Annotated in this window: 23 protein-coding genes and 2 tRNA genes; 6 read left to right on the top strand and 19 right to left on the bottom strand. The window is 67.4% G+C overall.

The window, feature by feature from the left end; genetic code table 11:
- The first annotated feature begins 97 nt into the window (after positions 1 to 97).
- From ACWKSV_RS17210 to ACWKSV_RS17200, 3 genes are all read left to right on the top strand, one after another.
- Positions 98 to 173 (top strand) — tRNA-Ala (locus ACWKSV_RS17210).
- Positions 174 to 231: 58 nt separating this feature from the next.
- The gene (locus ACWKSV_RS17205) at positions 232 to 990 is read left to right on the top strand and encodes an NUDIX hydrolase (RefSeq protein ID WP_076715172.1); all 759 of its coding nucleotides are present in this window, start codon (positions 232 to 234) and stop codon (positions 988 to 990) included.
- Positions 990 to 1,721 carry an extensin-like domain-containing protein gene (locus tag ACWKSV_RS17200; RefSeq protein WP_076715170.1) on the top strand — a complete coding sequence of 244 codons (732 nt, stop codon included), beginning with the start codon at positions 990 to 992 and terminating at the stop codon, positions 1,719 to 1,721. Before ACWKSV_RS17205 ends, ACWKSV_RS17200 begins: the two co-directional genes overlap by 1 nt.
- 72 nt (positions 1,722 to 1,793) lie before the next feature.
- Here the strand turns inward: ACWKSV_RS17200 and ACWKSV_RS17195 are convergent, their stop codons facing one another.
- From ACWKSV_RS17195 to ACWKSV_RS17180, 4 genes are all read right to left on the bottom strand, one after another.
- Positions 1,794 to 2,351 carry a hypothetical protein gene (locus tag ACWKSV_RS17195; RefSeq protein WP_483666824.1) on the bottom strand — a complete coding sequence of 186 codons (558 nt, stop codon included), beginning with the start codon at positions 2,349 to 2,351 and terminating at the stop codon, positions 1,794 to 1,796.
- A gap of 273 nt (positions 2,352 to 2,624) precedes the next feature.
- On the bottom strand, positions 2,625 to 2,900 hold the full coding sequence (locus ACWKSV_RS17190; protein WP_076715168.1) for a hypothetical protein: 276 nt from the start codon (positions 2,898 to 2,900) through the stop codon (positions 2,625 to 2,627).
- A gap of 54 nt (positions 2,901 to 2,954) precedes the next feature.
- Positions 2,955 to 3,743, bottom strand: a complete 789-nt coding sequence (locus ACWKSV_RS17185; protein ID WP_076715166.1) for a transglutaminase-like domain-containing protein — start codon at positions 3,741 to 3,743, stop codon at positions 2,955 to 2,957.
- A 76-nt stretch (positions 3,744 to 3,819) separates the two neighbouring features.
- The gene (locus tag ACWKSV_RS17180; protein ID WP_076715164.1) at positions 3,820 to 4,566 is read right to left on the bottom strand and encodes a Bax inhibitor-1/YccA family protein; all 747 of its coding nucleotides are present in this window, start codon (positions 4,564 to 4,566) and stop codon (positions 3,820 to 3,822) included.
- Positions 4,567 to 4,689: 123 nt separating this feature from the next.
- On the opposite strand from ACWKSV_RS17180, the gene thpR reads away from it, so the two are divergent.
- Genes thpR through ACWKSV_RS17165 form a run of 3 tightly spaced genes read left to right on the top strand, consistent with a single transcriptional unit; the run spans position 4,690 to position 6,490 of the window.
- Positions 4,690 to 5,241 carry an RNA 2',3'-cyclic phosphodiesterase gene (gene thpR / locus ACWKSV_RS17175; protein ID WP_076715162.1) on the top strand — a complete coding sequence of 184 codons (552 nt, stop codon included), beginning with the start codon at positions 4,690 to 4,692 and terminating at the stop codon, positions 5,239 to 5,241.
- 39 nt (positions 5,242 to 5,280) lie between these two features.
- A complete protein-coding gene (locus tag ACWKSV_RS17170; RefSeq protein WP_076715160.1) occupies positions 5,281 to 5,817 on the top strand; it encodes a superoxide dismutase family protein in 537 nt (178 codons plus the stop codon).
- Between the two features lie 10 nt (positions 5,818 to 5,827).
- Positions 5,828 to 6,490 carry an HAD-IA family hydrolase gene (locus tag ACWKSV_RS17165; protein WP_076715158.1) on the top strand — a complete coding sequence of 221 codons (663 nt, stop codon included), beginning with the start codon at positions 5,828 to 5,830 and terminating at the stop codon, positions 6,488 to 6,490.
- Between the two features lie 182 nt (positions 6,491 to 6,672).
- Here ACWKSV_RS17165 and ACWKSV_RS17160 read toward each other — a convergent pair whose 3' ends face one another.
- The 15 genes from ACWKSV_RS17160 to gspJ form a co-directional block, all read right to left on the bottom strand.
- Entirely contained in the window at positions 6,673 to 7,026 is a 354-nt protein-coding gene (locus ACWKSV_RS17160; protein ID WP_056430123.1) for a HesB/IscA family protein, read from the bottom strand.
- A 2-nt stretch (positions 7,027 to 7,028) separates the two neighbouring features.
- Positions 7,029 to 7,487 (bottom strand): SUF system Fe-S cluster assembly protein, encoded by a 459-nt coding sequence (locus tag ACWKSV_RS17155; RefSeq protein ID WP_076715156.1) that lies wholly within the window; start codon positions 7,485 to 7,487, stop codon positions 7,029 to 7,031.
- Entirely contained in the window at positions 7,484 to 8,689 is a 1,206-nt protein-coding gene (locus ACWKSV_RS17150) for an aminotransferase class V-fold PLP-dependent enzyme (RefSeq protein ID WP_076715154.1), read from the bottom strand. The genes ACWKSV_RS17155 and ACWKSV_RS17150 overlap by 4 nt, the downstream gene beginning before the upstream one ends.
- A gap of 145 nt (positions 8,690 to 8,834) precedes the next feature.
- Positions 8,835 to 9,914 carry a SufB/SufD family protein gene (locus ACWKSV_RS17145; protein ID WP_076715152.1) on the bottom strand — a complete coding sequence of 360 codons (1,080 nt, stop codon included), beginning with the start codon at positions 9,912 to 9,914 and terminating at the stop codon, positions 8,835 to 8,837.
- Positions 9,911 to 10,663, bottom strand: a complete 753-nt coding sequence (gene sufC, locus ACWKSV_RS17140) for a Fe-S cluster assembly ATPase SufC (RefSeq protein ID WP_076715150.1) — start codon at positions 10,661 to 10,663, stop codon at positions 9,911 to 9,913. The genes ACWKSV_RS17145 and sufC overlap by 4 nt, the downstream gene beginning before the upstream one ends.
- On the bottom strand, positions 10,650 to 10,979 hold the full coding sequence (locus ACWKSV_RS17135; RefSeq protein WP_191864574.1) for a hypothetical protein: 330 nt from the start codon (positions 10,977 to 10,979) through the stop codon (positions 10,650 to 10,652). Before ACWKSV_RS17135 ends, sufC begins: the two co-directional genes overlap by 14 nt.
- Positions 10,976 to 12,439 (bottom strand): Fe-S cluster assembly protein SufB, encoded by a 1,464-nt coding sequence (gene sufB, locus ACWKSV_RS17130; protein ID WP_056430137.1) that lies wholly within the window; start codon positions 12,437 to 12,439, stop codon positions 10,976 to 10,978. The genes ACWKSV_RS17135 and sufB overlap by 4 nt, the downstream gene beginning before the upstream one ends.
- Entirely contained in the window at positions 12,439 to 12,894 is a 456-nt protein-coding gene (locus ACWKSV_RS17125; RefSeq protein WP_058732182.1) for an SUF system Fe-S cluster assembly regulator, read from the bottom strand. The genes sufB and ACWKSV_RS17125 overlap by 1 nt, the downstream gene beginning before the upstream one ends.
- A 229-nt stretch (positions 12,895 to 13,123) precedes the next feature.
- Positions 13,124 to 14,170, bottom strand: a complete 1,047-nt coding sequence (locus ACWKSV_RS17120) for a Glu/Leu/Phe/Val dehydrogenase family protein (protein ID WP_076715146.1) — start codon at positions 14,168 to 14,170, stop codon at positions 13,124 to 13,126.
- A gap of 132 nt (positions 14,171 to 14,302) precedes the next feature.
- Positions 14,303 to 14,379: transfer RNA gene (locus tag ACWKSV_RS17115), tRNA-His, on the bottom strand.
- A gap of 48 nt (positions 14,380 to 14,427) precedes the next feature.
- Positions 14,428 to 15,150, bottom strand: a complete 723-nt coding sequence (locus ACWKSV_RS17110) for a type II secretion system protein N (protein WP_083706555.1) — start codon at positions 15,148 to 15,150, stop codon at positions 14,428 to 14,430.
- The gene (gene gspM, locus ACWKSV_RS17105) at positions 15,150 to 15,623 is read right to left on the bottom strand and encodes a type II secretion system protein GspM (protein ID WP_076715144.1); all 474 of its coding nucleotides are present in this window, start codon (positions 15,621 to 15,623) and stop codon (positions 15,150 to 15,152) included. Before gspM ends, ACWKSV_RS17110 begins: the two co-directional genes overlap by 1 nt.
- Positions 15,620 to 16,702, bottom strand: coding sequence for a type II secretion system protein GspL (gspL, locus tag ACWKSV_RS17100; protein WP_076715142.1), 1,083 nt, complete (start codon positions 16,700 to 16,702; stop codon positions 15,620 to 15,622). Before gspL ends, gspM begins: the two co-directional genes overlap by 4 nt.
- Positions 16,702 to 17,691, bottom strand: a complete 990-nt coding sequence (gene gspK / locus ACWKSV_RS17095; RefSeq protein ID WP_483666823.1) for a type II secretion system minor pseudopilin GspK — start codon at positions 17,689 to 17,691, stop codon at positions 16,702 to 16,704. The genes gspL and gspK overlap by 1 nt, the downstream gene beginning before the upstream one ends.
- Positions 17,684 to 18,364, bottom strand: a complete 681-nt coding sequence (gene gspJ / locus ACWKSV_RS17090) for a type II secretion system minor pseudopilin GspJ (RefSeq protein WP_083706554.1) — start codon at positions 18,362 to 18,364, stop codon at positions 17,684 to 17,686. Before gspJ ends, gspK begins: the two co-directional genes overlap by 8 nt.
- Between the last annotated feature and the right edge of the window lie 18 nt (positions 18,365 to 18,382).

Raw genomic sequence — 18,382 nt, 5'->3', positions numbered from 1 at the left:
AGGCCAAAATTTTTGGGTCTGGCCGTCAAAGCGGTGTTGCGTCGCCCCGGATCACGGGTTAATGGCGTCGCTCCCGACCATGGTCGGGTGAAGGGGCGGGGCTGTAGCTCAGATGGGAGAGCGCTGCAATCGCACTGCAGAGGTCAGGGGTTCGATTCCCCTCAGCTCCACCACCCCGCCTTCCCTTCCATCGCTGATACCCGCCAACGCCTCTGATGCGTTGACCCCGCGATGACACCCGATCCCATTCCCGCCGCCACCCTGATCCTGATGCGCGAGGGGCCCGACGCCGATGCGCTTCCCGAAATCCTGATGGTCGAGCGGGGTGCGGCACTGGCCTTTCTAGGCGGTGCGATGGTGTTTCCGGGCGGGCGGGTCGATCCGGGCGATCATGCGCTGGTCCCCGCCGACGCCCCCGACCGGGAGGAAACCGCCGCCCGCATCGCCGCGATCCGGGAGACGATTGAGGAAGTGGGCTTGAGCATCGGCCTGTCGCCCTCTCCCGATGCGGCGACGCTGACCCGCTTGCGTGCAACCATGGCGGCGGGACGATCCTTTGCCGAGGCACTCGCCGAGCACGGCCTGACGATCGACACACAAGCGCTGACGCCCTTTGCCCGCTGGTGCCCCGAACATGTGCCGGTCCGCCGGTTCGATGCCCGTTTCTATCTGGCGGCGATCGCGCGTGAGGCGTCGACCCCCGCGATCGACGGTTCGGAAACGGTCGGGGCCATGTGGATGACCGCCCGCGACGCGCTGGCGGCAGGGGACCACGGGGCGATCCGCATCATCCTTCCCACCCGCCGGACGCTGGAACGATTGGCGCTCTACCGCGATTTCGCTTCGGCCGCCGCCGACGCGCGGGCCTGGCCGATACGACGGATCACCCCTTTTCAGGCGGAGCGTGACGGCGTGGCTTGTATCTGCATCCCCGACGATCTGGGTTATCCGATCACGGCGGAACCCGTCGCCAGCGCGAGACGCGGCTGATGCGGGCGCTCCGGCGATGGACGACCGTACTGGTCGTGGTCGCCGGACTGGCGATGCTCGCGCTGCTGCTCTGGGGCTGGGCGCGGCGGAATCCGCAGGATGTGCCCTGGGCACCGCTCGATCTGGGCCAGCCGGTCGGGATGTTCACCGGGCGCAAGCTGACCGCACTGACCCAGGACAGACCACAATGCCTCGGACTGCTCGATCGCGCAGGCATCCGCTACACCGCACTGCCCGCTCGGTCGGACGGCGCGCAATGCGGGTATGACGACGCGGTGCGTTTTACGGTCGGTGGGGCAAGGGCCATCGGCTATCGCCCTGCGGCACTGGGCGTGTCGTGTCCGGTCGCGGCCTCGCTCGCGCTGTGGGAATGGGATGCGGTGCAGCCCGCCGCGCGCGATCTGCTGGGCAGCGAGGTCGTCGCGGTCGATCATCTGGGCAGCTATAATTGCCGCCGGATCAGCGGCCGCAGCACCAGCGACTGGAGCGAGCATGCCCGCGCCAATGCGGTCGACATAGCAGGCTTTCGCCTGAAAGACGGGCGGCGGATCAGCGTGCTGCGCGACTGGAAGGATCAGGGGGCGAAGGGCCAGTTCCTGCGCCGTGTCCGCGACCGCGCCTGCGACCTGTTCGCGACGACCCTATCGCCCGATTACAATGCGGCGCATGCCGACCATTTCCATCTGGATCAGGCCTATCGCGGGCCGATGGGCTGGCGCGCGTGCCGGTGAGGATAAATTCCTCTCCTGCAAGGGGAGGAACAGGAGCGATGGCGGAGCCCCCCGGCCCGCCATCGCGCATCATCAGTTGGCCAGCGACGTCCCGTTGGTGTCGACCTTTTCGACCCAGTGCGGGAAGAAGGCAGGCTGACGGCTCGACCAGCCCGCTGCGGTGGCCGCCGCTTCGCTGATCGACTGGAGAAGCTGCCGCCGCAATTCGGGGTGCAGATGCGGCAAGGCCGCTGCCGCGCAGAAAATCGAGGGCAGCCATGGCCGCACCTCGGCACCGATCAGCCGCTCATAGAGGAATCGGAAGGCCGAAAAGCTGGTCAGCCGCCCTTGCCCCAGATCGAAGGCCGCAATCGTGACGAACGGCGCCATGAAGGGCTCCAGCGCCTCAAGGCCGCTATCGACCGGGATCAGGTGTCGGCTTTCCGGCAGGTTGCGGTACAGCCGGGCCTGGGCGCGGATGCTCGCCGCCTCGACCACATCGCGCGACCAGCGGGTCATCGCGTCTTCACGGTCCAGCCCGATATCGAGCGACCGGCGGATATAACGCTGCGTCGCCGCCGCGAAGCCTGCAAATTCCTTCATTTCCGCCAAGGTCATTGCGCCTTCGGCCGGTCTGCTCCTCGATCCCATATCATCACCCCGCCCAATCGAAACTGACCCGATCATCATGCGCCCATTTGGTTAACGCAACGCTGAACGAGCCAGGACAGACGAACATGAAAAACGCCGCGCCGCAACATAGATTGCGACGAATGGCCATCGCGGCAATCAATTTCCCCAATGACGCCCGTCTTCGACATATTCGGCAAGTTTGTTGCGATCTCGCAACGGCAGGCAAATTCCGTGTGAAAAAGCCGAGGCGAGGGCCCTGTCCGGCCCCCGCCCCCGGTCATGCGATGCGGATCAGCGATCCTCTTCGCTATAGCCCGACGACTCGGCCGGGCCGTCGCGGCCGGGCTGGGTGATCGAGGGCGGATCGCTGGCGTCCATCGATTCGTCTAGGCTCTCGTCGAGCTGGGCGTCGACATCCTGCGGATTCTTCTGCAGATCCTCGGTGATGGCGGGATCCTGCCCGGCATCCTGTTCGGGGGGACGCGGGCGGTTGCCCTGCTCGGCCTGCTCGCCGCCCGGCGCGACCGAGACGCTGTCCAGCGCGCGATCGTCGATGCTGTCGTTCATGTCACTTCCCCATCATAGTGGACAGGATCAACGAGCCAGATCGGACAAGCGTTCCTAAGCCGATCCGTCCAATCGCCGCACGGTAACCCGTTGATCGCAAAGCTGTGCCTCGCCGAATACGGTCATGAAGGCGATGTCGGTCGCATCGCGGCCGACGCACACCCGCGCGATCTCGTCGGCCTGCGCCATGCCGGTCGCGTCGACCAGGTGCCAGCCGCCCTCCAGCCACAGTTCGGCCACGGCGTGGAAATCGGGCGGGTCGACGCCGGGCGCATAGGCCGCGACGCAGCGTGCCGGAATCTCCGCCGCCCGCGCCAGCGCCACCAGCAAATGGGTATAGTCGCGGCATACCCCGCTGCGTGATCCGAAGGTATCCAGCGCGGTCGTGACGCCGCTCGACCCGCCCGACTGATAGGTCATGCGGGTCGCCACCCAATCGGTCAGCGCCGCCGCCATCGCGCCGCCGGAAAGCCCAGCGAAACGCTGGCGGACAAAGCCCTCGAGCCGGTCCGACTCGCAGTAACGGCTGGGCAGCAGATAGGGGATGAGGTCGCCCGAAAGCCCCCTGGCCGGGGTCGCCACCAGTCCTTCCAGCCGGACGACCGGGCGTTCGACCACGACCACCGCCTCATAGCGCGCGAGCAGGCCATGATCGGCACGTATCCAGCAGCGTTGGCCGATCCCGTCCTCGCCGCGCACCGCCGCCACGGGATGATCGGACCAGATGGTCAGCGACTGATGCTCCAGCCGCTGGTCGGGGGTCGCCGCCGCCTCGATCTGGAGCAGGATATCGGCCGGTTGCTTCAGGACATAGTCGAGCGTCACGTCGATCGACAGGCGCATGGCCGCATCCCCTTCTCATGAAAAAAGGCCCGGCGGATATCCCGCCGGGCCCGTTGGATTGGCTCTGTCGATCCGATCAGTCGCGGCTGGAGCCGGTCAGACGCAGAAGGAACATGAACATGTTGATGAAGTCGAGATACAGGCTGAGCGCCGACATGATGACCACGCGGTCCTGCATGCTGGTGCCGCGCACCTCGTAATAGAGCGACTTGGTACGCTGCGTGTCATAGGCGGTCAGGCCTGCGAACAGCAGCACGCCGACGAAGCTGATCACCAGACCCATCGTCCCCGACTGGAGGAAGATGTTGATGATGCTGGCGACGATCAGGCCGACCAGACCGATGATCAGGAAGGTACCGAACGCCGACAGGTCACGCTTGGTGGTGTAGCCATAGAGGCTCAGCGCCGCGAAGCCCGCTGCGGTCGCGAAGAACGCCCCCGCGATCGAACCACCGCTATAGACCAGGAAGATGGTCGACATCGACAGGCCCATGACGACCGCGAACGCCCAGAAGAGCAGCTGCATCGTCGAGGTCTTCATGCGGTTCACGCCCATGCTCAGCGCGAAGACGAAGCCCAGCGGCGCGAACATGATGACGTATTTCAGCGCGCCGCCGTTCAGGAAGACCTGCGCAGCCATGCTGTCGCGGCCACCCCATGCGAAGAGCAGCGCGACGATACCCGTCAGCAGCACGCCCGACGTCATGTAATTGTAGACGGACAGCATGTACGAACGCAGACCCGCATCATAGGCGGTCGAGCCCGTGTTGGCTGTGGTACCGAACGGCGCGGCGCTCGGCCGTGGATCAGACCAGTTTGCCATGGTGAACTATTGCTCCTTTGCCCGGCCATATGCCGGTTAAGCGAAATATCGCTCTGTTGGGGACGCTTTTCAAGCGGGGGAGGTTCCCGTGGGCGCGACGGAATGCGATAGACATATTTTGTCATGGTCCGCCTGTTCGTCGCCCTCCGCCCGCCGCCCGCCATCCGCGACATGCTTGCCGATGCGATGGACGGCGTTCCCCAGGCGCGCTGGCAGGACGACGACCAGTTGCACCTGACCCTGCGCTTCATCGGCGAGGTCGATCGCCCCGTGGGGGAGGACATCGCCGCCGCACTGGGCCAGGTTCATGCTCCCGCGCCAACCATTCGGATTTCGGGCGTCGGAGCCTTTGATCGCAGGGGGCGGGTCGACACGCTCTGGGCGGGCGTCACGCCGCACGATGCGCTGGCCCATCTCCATCGCAAGGTCGACCAGGCCTGTCTCCGCGCCGGCCTATCGCCCGAATCGCGGGCCTATCTGCCCCACATCACACTCGCCCGCCTGCCCGGCTCGGCGGGACGCGCACCCGAGATCGACGGGTGGCGCGCGGTCCATACGGGCCTGTCGAGCGAGCCTTTTACCATGGGGCATCTGGTCCTCTACCAGAGCCATCTGGGGCATGGCGGCGCATCCTATGAACCCGTAATGCGTTGGCCGCTTGAAACCGGCGGGTAACACGCCGCAACTACGCGTATCGAACAGGGAGCTTGCGTCATGAAATATCTCACGCTGTTGACCATCGGCACCGTCGCGCTGGGCCTGGGGGCCTGCGATCAGACGAAGATGGAGACGGGCTCCCCCACGCCGAACGGCGCCAGCGCGACCGCGAGCCTGCGGACCGGCACCGGCGCGGATGCGGGCCGCGCCACCGCGACCGAAGTCGCCGGAGGACTGCGCATCACCCTCGACGCGATGAACGTGCCGGCTGGCATGCATGGCGTCCACGTTCACACCGTCGGCCGCTGCGACGCGCCGGACTTCACCACGGCGGGCGGCCACTGGAACCCCAGCCAGCGCCAGCATGGCAGCATGAACCCGCAGGGGCCCCATGAGGGCGACATGCCCAACATGACCGTCGGCAATGACGGGCGCGGCACGCTGGGCGTCGTGCTGCCGGGGGCCACCATGGCGGGCCTGCTCGATGCGGACGGCTCGGCGATCGTGATCCATGCCGCCGCCGACGACCTGAAGACCGATCCCAGCGGCAATAGCGGCGGCCGCATCGCCTGCGGCGTGTTCCAGGCCAACTGATCCTCAGCCGATGACCACCCCCTTGCCGACCCGCGCCTTTGGCGGTTTCCTGTTCGACATGGACGGGACGATCCTGAGTTCCATCGCCTCGGCCGAACGCGCCTGGACCGTGTGGGCGACACGGCAGGGGCTGGACGTTGCGGCGTTCCTGCCGACCATCCACGGGGTTCAGTCGGTCGAGACGATCCGGCGGCTGAACCTGCCCGGCATCGATCCGGTGGCGGAAGCGCATGCGCTGACCGAGGCGGAGATGCTGGACGTCGGCGATGTGGTGCCGATCGGCGGCGCGGCTGCGTTTCTGTCCGCTCTGCCGCCCGATCGCTGGGCTATCGTGACATCCGCGCCCAAGCGACTGGCGGAGGTGCGGCTGAAGGCGGCGGGGCTGCCTTTACCCGGCGTGTTCGTGACGGCGGAGGATGCGGAGCGGAGCAAGCCCGCGCCCGATGGCTTCCTGCTCGGGGCCAAGCGGCTGGGCGTCGCGCCGGAGCATTGCCTGGCCTTCGAAGACGCCCCCGCCGGGATCGCGGCGGCCGAGACGGCGGGAATGACGGTGGTGGTGATTACCGAGACGCATCGGGGGGCGATGGATACGCCCCATGCGACGGTGGCGGATTATCGCGACCTGGCGGTGGAGTGGGATGGCGCGAGTTTGAAGCTGGAGCACCGGGTCTGATCCCATCTGTTCCCCGGCGAAGGCCGGGGCGCAGTTGCGGTGTACTCTCGACAGCGCGAGGCATTTGCCTCCCACGCAACAACATCCCGCCATCTCGGTCGAATAGAAACTGGACCCCGGCCTTCGCCGGGGAACGGCTATAGGAATAGCCTACTCGATCTAAGCGACGCCCAAGCGTCCCCTCAAACCGTGAAGCTCTCTCCGCACCCGCACGCGCCCTTGGCATTGGGGTTCTGGAACACGAACCCGGCGGTGAAGTCATCCTCGACCCAGTCCATGGTCGAGCCGATCAGGTACAGGATCGACCCGCCATCGACGAACAGCGTGCCCCCTGGCGTGTCGATCTTCTCGTCGAACGCCTTGGCCTCGGTGACATAATCGACCGAATAGGCCAGCCCCGAACAGCCGCGGCGCGGCGTCGACAGCTTCACCCCGATTGCGCCTTCCGGCGCGCGCGCCATCAGCTCGGCAACACGCGCCTCGGCGGAGGGCGTCAGATTCAGTGCGGCGGGACGCGGGCGCAAGGTGGTCGCCATGGTCAGAGCATCCCCAATTCGAGCTTGGCGTCGTCCGACATCTTCTGCGGGTCCCAAGGCGGATCCCAGACGAGGTTGACGTCGGCGGTCGCGATCCCCGGCACCGCCGAGACGCGCAGTTCCACCTCGCCCGGCATCGACTCGGCGACCGGGCAATGCGGGGTGGTCAGCGTCATGGTGACGACCGCATGGCCGCCCTCGGTCACTTCGACGCCGTAGATCAGGCCCAGATCATAGATATTGACCGGAATCTCGGGGTCGAAAATATCCTTCAACGCGTCGATGATGCCGTCATACAGTGCCCCGCCCGGCTGGGTCGGATCCTCGGCGGTCGGCTTTTGCGAGAGGAAGCCCGACAGGTAATCTCGCTGGCGCTCCGCCGGTGCCTCGACCACGTCCTGCACGCGCGCCTTGGGCGGCGATGCGACGCTGTCCACTTCCTCGAACTTGTAATCGCTCATCCGAAAATCCTCGTGACCCGCCGGACGCCATCCACCAGCGCTGCGACGTCATCGGGTCCGTTATACACGCCGAAACTCGCCCGCGCGGTGGCGGGCAGGCCGAGCGCCTCCATCAGCGGCTGGGCGCAGTGATGACCTGCGCGGATCGCCACCCGGCTCTCGTCCAATATGGTGCCGATATCATGGGGATGAACCCCCTCGACCGCGAAACTGACGATACCCGCCGAGTCCTCAGGCCCCAGCAACCGCACCGAGTTGATCGCCGACAGCCCCTCACGCGCCTGGGCGACCAGAGCCGCCTCATGCGCATGGATCGCGTCCAGCCCAATCGCCGACACATAATCGATCGCGGCATGCAGCCCGAGCGCGCCGACGATATGCGGCGTCCCGGCCTCGAACCGGCCGGGCGGCGGGGCATAGGTGGTCTTCTCGAAGCTCACCCGGTCGATCATCGAACCGCCACCCTGATAGGGCGGCATGGCGTCGAGCAGTTCGGGCCGCGCCCACAGCACGCCAATGCCGGTCGGGCCATAGAGCTTGTGGCCGGAAAAGACGTAAAAGTCGCAATCGAGCGCCTTCACGTCGACCGCGATACGCGGCACCGCCTGGCACCCGTCGAGCAGGATCTTCGCGCCCACGCCATGCGCCAGATCGGCCGCACGGCGGCCGTCGAGCACCGAGCCCAGCACGTTCGACACATGGCCCAGCGACACCAGCTTATGCGCGGGCGTCAGCATCCGCTCCATCGCGTCCAGGTCGATGCGGTGGTCTGCCGTCAACGGCAGCACGTCGATCGCGACGCCCAGCCGCTCGGCGACCATCTGCCACGGCACGATGTTGGAGTGATGCTCCAGCATCGACAACAGGATGCGGTCGCCCGCCTTCAACTGCGTCGCCGCCCAGCACTGCGCGACCAGGTTGATCCCCTCGGTCGCGCCGCGCGTGAAGACGATCTCGTTCGGCGACCCCGCGCCGATGAACCGCGCCGTCGCCTCGCGCGCCTTCTCATACGCGACCGTCATATCGGCCGAACGCTGATAGACGCCGCGATGCACGGTGGCGTAGCTGGTGTCATAGGCCCGCGTGATCGCGTCGATGACGACCTGCGGCTTTTGCGCGGTCGCGGCGGTGTCCAGATAGGCCCAGCTGTCCGGGATCGCGGGGAAATCCGCGACCCGGTCCAGGGGAGACGCGGTCGCCATCACCCAATCCTCCCCATCTTCGATGGGGAGGGGGACCGCCGCGAAGCGGTGGTGGAGGGGCATGCGCCTCCGGCCCCTCCACCCCTCGCTTCGCGAGCGGTCCCCCTCCCCGCGCTGCACGCAGGGAGGAATTGGGTAGTTGCCATCAAAGCGCCGCCTCCAGCCAAGCGTCCGCATCCGCCGCAAAGGCTTCGCGCACCACCTCGTTGCCGATCCGGTCGATGGCGTCGGCCACGAAAGCACGGGTCAGCAGCGCCTGCGCGCGCGGCTTCGGGATACCACGGCTCTGCATGTAGAACAGCGCCTTGGCATCGAGTTCGCCCACGGTCGCCCCATGCGCGCACTTCACGTCGTCGGCGAAAATCTCCAACTCGGGCTTCAAATTCACCGTCGCCGTCCGCTGGAGTAGCAGGCCGCGCAAGCTCTGCTCGCCATCGGTCTTCTGCGCATCGCGCGCCACTTCGACCCGCGCGGCGAGGCTCGCTTGGCTGCGATCGGCGGCGACCGCGCGCCACAACTGATGGCTCTGGCCGTTCAGCGCGGCATGGCGCAGAGCGACAGCGCATTCCTGCTTGAGTTCGCCCTTGGTCAGCAACGCGCCGCCGAACTCGGCATAGGCGCCATCGCCGGTCTGGGTGATCCCGCCGTCGATCCGCACGCCCATCGTCCCCGCCGCCAGGAAGGTCGCGGTCAGACTCGCGCCCTCACCCAGTTCGGCTTCCTCACGCAGCGAGACGAAGCCGTCATTCTGCAACAAGCGCACCGCACGCATCAGCCGCGCCGACGCCGCCAGCTTCACCCGCGTCAGCCGGTTGGTCCAGCCGCGCCCGACATAGGTCTCATAGACCTGCGCCGCCGCATCTTCAGTCAGCACGATCTCGGCGGGCAGATGATTGGTCGCGCCGCTGGCGACATGGACGATTTGCACCGGCTCGGCGACAGCATCGCGATCCAGCCGCAGCGACCAGCCACGCCCCAGCGCCTGCTTGCCCAGCGGGTGATTGCTGGCATCGATCTGGGTCAGTTGCACCGGGCCGAGGCTGCTGGCGCTTTCATCCAGCACGCCGTCGACGAACAGCAACCGCGCGCCCGGCAGATCGAGGAAGCGATCCGCCCCCGCGACCGGCACCGCCCGCTCGCTTTCCGCCGCGCGGCGCAGCGCGTCGATATCGGCCCAGCGCCACGCCTCTTCGCGGGTCGAGGGGAGTTCCAGCGTGGTCGTCACGCCGCCGCTCCCTCGACGCCCGCATAGCCTTCCCGCTCCAGTTCGAGCGCGAGTTCGGGGCCACCCGAGCGCACGATGCGGCCATCGGCCAGCACATGCACCCGGTCGGGCTGCACATAGTCGAGCAGCCGCTGATAGTGCGTGATCAGCAGCACCGCCTTGTCGGGCGCGCGCATGATCCGGTTGATGCCGTCGCCGACGATGCGCAGCGCGTCGATGTCGAGGCCGGAGTCCGTTTCGTCCAGGATCGCGAACTTGGGGTTCAGGATGCCCATCTGGACCATCTCGTTGCGCTTCTTCTCGCCGCCCGAAAAGCCGACATTGACCGGACGCTTGAGCATGTCCTGGTTCAGCCCCAGCCCATCCGCCTGCGCGCGCGCCAGCTTCAAGAACTCAACGCCCGACAGCGGCTTTTCGTCGCGCTGCCCGCGCTGCGCGTTCAGGCTTTCGCGCAGGAACTGGACGTTGGACACGCCGGGAATCTCGACCGGATATTGGAAGCCCAGGAACAGCCCGGCGGCGGCGCGCTCGTTCGGCTCCAGTTCGAGCAGGTCGACGCCGTCGAACGTCACCGAACCCTCGGTCACTTCGTAACCGGGACGCCCGCCCAGCACATAGCCCAGCGTCGACTTGCCCGCGCCGTTCGGCCCCATGATCGCATGGACCTGACCCGCATTCACCTCAAGCGTCAGGCCCTTGAGGATCGGCTTGCCGTCAATCTCGGCGTGGAGGTTTTCAATTTTCAGCATTGCGGCTTTCTTCCTTGGCGCGCTCGCGGGCCACCGCCGCGACGACACCATCATTGATGCAATTCATAAGCCCGATCCGGGCAGAGGAGCGCTTGCCTATACAAACACGGGCCGATTCACAGGCAACGTCGTCGATGAAGCGGTCGCCACTCGAAACCTTGGCACGGCAAACCGTCATCCGACCTCCATCGACATTGAGGTCTAGTTGCAACTTACGCAGCTTGTTGCCCACCACGCTAATCTCGTTGGCGGGCTGCGCAGGCATTTGCTGCCCCACCGATCCCGCCAATGACAAAAGCGCTGCGAACAAAATCACCCCACGCTCCCTTCGAGCGAAATCCCCAGCAGCTTCTGCGCTTCAACAGCAAACTCCATCGGGAGTTGCTGCAAGACTTCCCGCGCGAAGCCGTTGACGATCAGCGCGACCGCCGCTTCCTGGTCCAACCCACGGCTCATCGCGTAGAAGAGCTGGTCCTCGCTGATCTTGCTGGTCGTCGCCTCGTGCTCGATCTGCGCGCTGGGGTTCTTCACCTCGATGTACGGTACGGTGTGCGCGCCGCACTGGTCGCCCAGCAACAGGCTGTCGCACTGGGTGAAGTTGCGGACATTCTCGGCGGTCGCCGCCACGCGGACAAGCCCGCGATAGGTGTTGTCCGAGCGCCCGGCCGAAATCCCCTTCGACACGATGGTCGAGCGGGTGTTCTTGCCCAGATGGATCATCTTGGTGCCGGTATCGGCCTGCTGGCGATTGTTGGTGACCGCAACCGAGTAGAACTCGCCGACTGAGCCGTCGCCTGCCAGCACGCAGGACGGATATTTCCACGTCACCGCCGAGCCGGTTTCGACCTGAGTCCACGACACCTTGCTGTTCTTGCCTTGGCACAGCGCGCGCTTGGTGACGAAATTGTAGATGCCGCCGACACCATTCTCGTCGCCCGGATACCAGTTCTGCACGGTCGAGTATTTGATCTCGGCATCGTCCAGCGCAACCAGCTCGACGACCGCCGCATGCAGCTGGTTCTCGTCGCGCATCGGCGCGGTGCAGCCTTCGAGATAGGAGACATAGGCCCCCTTGTCCGCGACGATCAGCGTGCGTTCGAACTGGCCGGTATTCTCCGCATTGATGCGGAAATAGGTCGACAGCTCCATCGGGCAGCGAACGCCCTCGGGAATGTAAACAAACGTCCCGTCGGAGAAGACCGCCGAGTTGAGCGTCGCGAAATAGTTATCGCGCTGCGGCACGACCTTGCCCAGCCATTTGCGGACGAGATCGGGATATTCCTTGATCGCCTCGGAGATCGAACGGAAGATCACCCCCGCCGCTTCCAGTTCCTTGCGGAAGGTCGTCGCGACCGAGACGCTGTCGAACACCGCGTCGACCGCGACCTTGCGCGCACCCTCGACGCCCGCCAGCACTTCCTGTTCGGCGATCGGGATGCCCAGCTTTTCGTAGGTCCGGCGGATCTCGGGATCGAGCTCGTCCAGCGACGCGATCGTCTTCTTCTGCTTCGGTTCCGCGTAATAATACGCGTCCTGATAGTCGATCGGCGGGATGTTCAGCTTGGCCCAGTCCGGGCTCTCCAGCGTCTGCCACAGGCGAAACGCCTTCAGCCGCCAGTCGAGCATCCATTCCGGCTCGCCCTTCTTGGCCGAGATATAGCGGACCGTATCCTCGCTCAGCCCCTTGGGCGCGAAGTCCTGCTCGATCTCGGTGGCGAAGCCCCACTCATATTTCTTGTTGGCGGCGGCGAGCGCCTCTGCATTCTTCGTGGCCATCAGGCGAATACCCCCGGACGCGGGGAGGCGTCCATCACTTGCGATTCAACAGGATCGGCGGCGAGCGTCGCGAGCGTCACCCCGGAAAAGGCGGCGCGTACCGCCTGATTGACGACATGCCAATGCGGCCGGACACGACATTGCATTTCCAGCCCGCAATCGTGCGCAGCACCCTCGACACAGGCGGTCAGCGCGATCGGGCCGTCCACCGCCTCGACGATATCGGCCAGGCTGATCGTATCGGCGTCGCGCGCCAGACGGATGCCGCCGCCGGTGCCGCGCGTACTCTCGATCAGGCCCGCGCCCGCCAGACGGCTGACCAGCTTCTGCGCGGTGGGCAAAGGCACGCCCGTCTGCCCGGCCAGCAGAGTCGCGTTGCTCCGCCCACCGGCACCTTCGCGCGCGGCGGCGGTCATCATCACGACCGCATAATCGGCTAGGCTGGAAAGGCGCATGGTCTCCAATCGGATGGATTTGGTCCGATTGGCAAATGGGCGCGAGGGGGCGGTTCGTCAACCGGGTTTCGGTGCGGGAATTTCGATGGGTGTGAGTGGTTCGGCCACTTCTTAAGCCCCTCCCGTAAACGGGAGGGGTTGGGGAGGGCATGGAGTCTCACAGAGCCTGTCGCCCGTGGCCTTGCCCTCCCCCATCCCCTCCCGCCTGCGGGAGGGGCGTGAGACTCAATTAACGCCCGATCAGGCCCTGCGCGATTTCATCCGCCACGTCCGAGGCCGGATGGCCGGTCTCGGTCGAGCGCTGCCAGACCTGTTCCAGACGCTCGGGGATCTTGGCGATGCGCGCCATGACTTCGGCCTCGTCGCCCTGGCCCAGATATTCCAGGCCGACATTGATGATGCCGCCCGCGTTGATGACGTAATCGGGGGCATAGAGGATGCCCGCCTCCGCCACGCGCGCGCCGTCCTCACGGGTCGCCAGCTGGTTGTTGGCACCGCCCGCGACCACCTTGGCCTTCAGCCGCTGGATCGAATCGGCGTTCAGCACCGCGCCCAAAGCGTTGGGGCTGACCAGATCGACATCGGCGAACAGGATCTCGTCCGCCGGGGCGACGCTGGCACCCAGTTCGGCCGCCATCTGTTCGGCGCGGGCCTGGTTCACATCGGCGATGGTCAGGATCGCGCCGTCCTTCGCCAGCAGCTTGGCCAGACCGCCACCGACCGAACCGACGCCCTGGATCGCGACCCGCACGCCCTTCATGTCGGTCGCGCCCAGACCACGGCTGGCGGCGGCCTTCACGCCCAGATAGACGCCGTGCGCGGTGTAGGGGCCGGGGTCGCCGCCCGCCGCGCCGCTAGCCACCGGCAGGCCGGAGACATAGCGGGTCTGGGTCGCGATGACCTTCATCCGCTCCTCGGACATGCCGACGTCCTCGGCCGTCACGTAACGACCGCCGAGCGATTCTACCGCGCGGCCGAACGCTTCCAGCTGTGCGGTGGTGATGATGTCGCCCGGCTTGGCCGCCAGGACCACGCCCTTGCCGCCGCCCAGCGCCAGCCCCGCCATCGCGTTCTTGTAGCTCATGCCGCGCGACAGGCGCAGCGCATCGGTGATGGCAAGCGCGGGCGTGCCATAGTTCCAGAAGCGCGCCCCGCCCGCCGCCGGGCCGAGATGCGTCGAGTGCACGGCGATGACCGCCTGCAGACCCGAAGCGGGATCGGTGAACAGGTGCACGCCTTCATGCGCGTCGAAATCGGGAAAGCCCCAGTTCGTCATGCTCGTCCTTCGGTCCGACAAAAGCGGAACCGGACCGAGACTTTCGACCCGGCCACCCTATCGGCAAGGATTGAGGGGGGACACGGGCGAGAAAGGGGCCGGTGCCGTGGCCAGGATATGGCCGGAGAAGAATGGGGCGACCGACGGGACTTGAACCCGCAACTTCCGGCATCACAAGCCGGCGCTCTAACCAATTGAACTACGGTCGCCGCGAAGGCTTGCGCCCCTAAACGGGATCACCCGCTTTCGTCAAGCGGTCAAAATCGTCCTTCTGCGGAAAGTCGGTATCCGCCGCCCGTACCGGCGACAAAACCCAACTGCTCCAGCCGTGCCGCCGCCGCCGGATCGCCCGGCGTCAGGACCAGGTCTGCGGTGTAGCGGCCATCGGGCCGTATGCGCAGGTTGACGCCCTCGGTGCCCCCCTGCCCCGTCATCGGCAAGAGCAGCGCGCCCGCCTCGCACCGTGCGGTGCCCATCATCATCGGCGGCAGCGGCAGGCCGCCCGCCTCGCCCACCACGGTGGCGCGGACGCGGCCCGCCGCTTCCTCGCACACGCCGTCGCGGAAGCGGACCGTCACATCCTCCAGCGCCAGCGTCGTCACCGGCAGCGGCGCAAAGAGCGTGGCGGCGGGCAGGCTGGCGGTCACGCCGTCGATGCCCATCGCATGGCGGCTGATCGTCGCGGACCCGGCGATCGGGCGACCATCCGCCCCGGCTCCCTCGAACGCCAGCCTGGCCCAGCCGAGCAACAGGGCCAGCGGCGACAGCGACACGCGCAGGTCGCCCAGCGCCACGTCGCCGAACCGCGCCTCGTTCATGCTGCCGCCCCAGATCGTGCCGCCGACCCGCCGCGCGGTCAGCCCTTGATCGGCCAGCCCCGTCGCGCCCAGCGCCAACCGCATCGGCAGGAAGACGATCAGCGCCACGACCAGCATGGCGGCGAACAGCACCGAAGGCCGCGTGGTCATCCGCAACCGCATCAGGACACCCGCGTCCGCAAGAGAAGCGCGACACCCACCGTCCGGTCGCCATTGTCGGTCAGGGTCGCCTGCTCGACCAGCACGCCGCCCCGCTCCAGCCGCGCCAGCCACGGCGTCAGCGCGGCGGGTCTGGCCGAGGCGATCTGCGCCCGCACCCGGCCGGGGCCGTCCTCGGTCAGGGCGGAAAGGCTGAAGCCCGCCTGTTCCGCCGACAGCCGCACCGTATCGGCCAGGGTGCCCGAAAGTGCGGGCGGACGGCGGCGGCGCTGACTCAACTCGGCGGCGACGGCTTGCGCCTCGCCCAGTCGGATCACCGCATCGGCATGACGCTCGCGCGCGCTCGACAGTCCGTCGCCCAGCGGCCGCAATATCCCGCCCCAAAGGAGCGTCACGACCAGCAATGCGCCCATGACCAGCAGCAGCCGCTTCTCGCGAAGGGAGCGGCCATCGAACCAGAGTTTCAGCGCCTTCATCGTACGCGCACCGTGAATTCTCCCGTAATCCGACCATTGGCCGCGACGAAGGTGCTGGGCTGGACGGTGAAGCCCCCCACCTCGATCGCGCGTTTCAGATCGGTAGCCAGCGCCTCGCGGTCGACCGCGACGCCCAGCCGGACGTCGCCATTGGGCTGGAAATCGAGGGCGGTCAGCTCCGTGCCCGGCACCGCGCGCACGGCCGCGAACACCGCCGCCGCCGTCCGGCTAAACCCCTGCCCCGGCCCGCGCACCGCCGACAATCGCTCGGTCAGCTGGCGGTCGGCATCGACCAAGGTCTCACCACGCGGCAGGGCGGTGCGGGCGATCTGCTCGATCTTCGCCTCGGTCGCGTCGGCGGCGAAGCTGTACTTGGTCCAGCGCACGAAATCGATCGCCAGCGTGGCGACGACGATGGCGACGCCCAGCCATGCCAGTCGCTTGACCAGCCGCCAGTCGATCGAAAAGCCCCGCCGCCGCGCGAACGGCCCCTGCCGCAGGTCGAGCGCAGGCGCGGCGGCCACCGCCCCCAGCGCGGCCGCGACCGCCGCATCGTCCAGCTCGTCGAGCGGTGCGTCACCCGTGACGATCTCGGTAAAGCCGGGCTCGTCGGCAAAGCCCGAGGCCCGCCCGCGCACCACGCCTTGCCCAGCCAGGTCGCCACGCACATAACCCTCTTCGGGGCGCGGCAGCAGCAGCGGTGCGGGCACGACCGCGACCGGGTCGACCCCCGCCGCGCCCAGCCGCGCCAGCCAGCCCGCCATCGCGCCGCGATTGACGATGCCGATGGGGCGGCTGCCTGCCTCGTCCTCGCCGACCGCGACGTGCAGTTCGTCCATCGGCGCGGCACTCACCTCGGCCGCCAGCAGCCGCGCGGCGGCGGCGGCCTGTGCCGTCGAACGGGCTGGAATCTCGGCCCAGTGCAGCGACACCGCATCGGCGGGTGCGACCGCGACGACGTCGCCATCCCCCTGCGGCAGGCCCTCTCCGGCAGCGGCGACGCGTTCGTCCTCGATCCGCATCCAGCGATAGTCGCCGCCCTCGCCCGGCGGCAGGAACAGGAGGTTGGTCGCACTCATCACTCTTCCCCCCAAATCCGCGCCACCAGACGCGGCGGCTGTCGCGTGGCGTCGACCAGTGCGCGTTCCTGCACCGTCACGCTGCCCAGACCGACATCGATCCGCAAGTTGAACCAGCGCGTCGTCACCGCCACGCCGCCGCCCCCGCTCGCCCCCGGTATCTGCGCCCAGAAGGCGCTCACGTCCGCATAGCCTTGCGGCGGGCGGCGCAAAAGGGCCTGGGCGATGGCGCCGGGCGAAATCGTATCGGCCTGCGCCATGGCGACCAAAGGCGCCTGTTCGGGGGCCAGCGTGTTGATGTTGACGGTCGTCGGCTTCGCCTCGGGCAGGGTGCAGAGCCAGGGGCGAAGCTGGGCATAGAGTTCGGGCGTGACGCCACTGACCATGCGCAACTCGCTGACATCCGCCATCATCGCGCCGCCGGTCCGATAGGACGGATCACGCGCCAGATAGACGGGGTCCTCCGCGCCGCCCCCTTGCGGGTTCTGGTCGCTATCGATCCAGTCGGACGCGGCGGTCGCGACCTGTTGCGCGACCTGGCCGGGCACGTTCAGCAGCCGCATCAGCTTGGCGAAATGCGCGACCTCGACCGCATTGCCGATCAGCGTGCCGGGCTGGCCGGGCAATTCCTGCGCCAGGCCGTTCAGGTTGAAGCAATTCCCCCCATCCGTCACCCGCGCGACGGCACTGCTTCCGCCCGCGACCTCACCCAGCGGTAATACGAAGGGCCGGTCGCTCCACCCGCCGAGCAGCGACACCTTGCCTTGGGCGCGCTCCAGCAGATCGCCGATCCGGATGATCGCCAGCGCTTCGGCGGCATAGGCGAAACCGCGTGCCTGCTCGATCGCCACCGCATTGCCGCCGAGCCGCGTCGACAGGCGCAGCTTTTCCAGCGCGGTCGCGGCCAGCACCGCGATGACGGCGACGAGAATCAGGACGGTCAGCAGCGCGGCCCCGCGCTCGCCCGCTGGCGGCATGGGTCTAGCCATTGGGAGTCGGCGTGGGGCTGGGCGTCGGCGCAGGATTCGGCAGGTTCGGGACGCCGACATAGCCGGTGCCGACCAGGAACAGCTGGCGATAGATCATGCCGTCGTCGCGCACGATCGTGACCTCGGCCGCCTGCGGCAGGGCGACGCCCGGCTGCCCCTGCCACTGGTCGAGCCACGCGCCATTGAAGCGATAACGAAGGTGCAATTCGCGGACATGGTCCATCAGTGCGGCGGGCTCCATCGGTGCGGCGCCGTCGAGCAGCGGCCAGGCCACCCGCTCCAGCACGTCACCGTTCAGGCGATAGGCGACCTTCTGCACCGAAGGACGCGCCGCATTGTCGAGATTGCTCCAGCCGCCGCGCACCAGCCGCATCGCGTCCGGCCCCGCCACCATGGCGGGGGTCAGCACACCGCCCTCGTCGCGCGTCGGGCGGTCCACCGCCTGCGCCAGATCGGCGGACAGGATCGCGGTCGTCCGACTGACCGCCGCCATCGCATCGAGCTTTTGCCCCGTCACCCCCTGCGCCCGGACGCTGAGCGACAGGATCGCGACGGCCGCCGCCGCCAGCATCGAGAAGATGAGCAGCGCGACCAGCACCTCGACCAGGGTGAAGCCGTTAGGGCACCCAGCCCTTGTTCCCCGGCGGAGGCCGGGGCCCGGTTGCGATGTCATTCGAGGAGAGCAGTGACG

Source organism: Sphingomonas sp. SphC10, from assembly GCF_057004845.1.
This window is presented reverse-complemented; position numbering and strand designations above follow the sequence as displayed.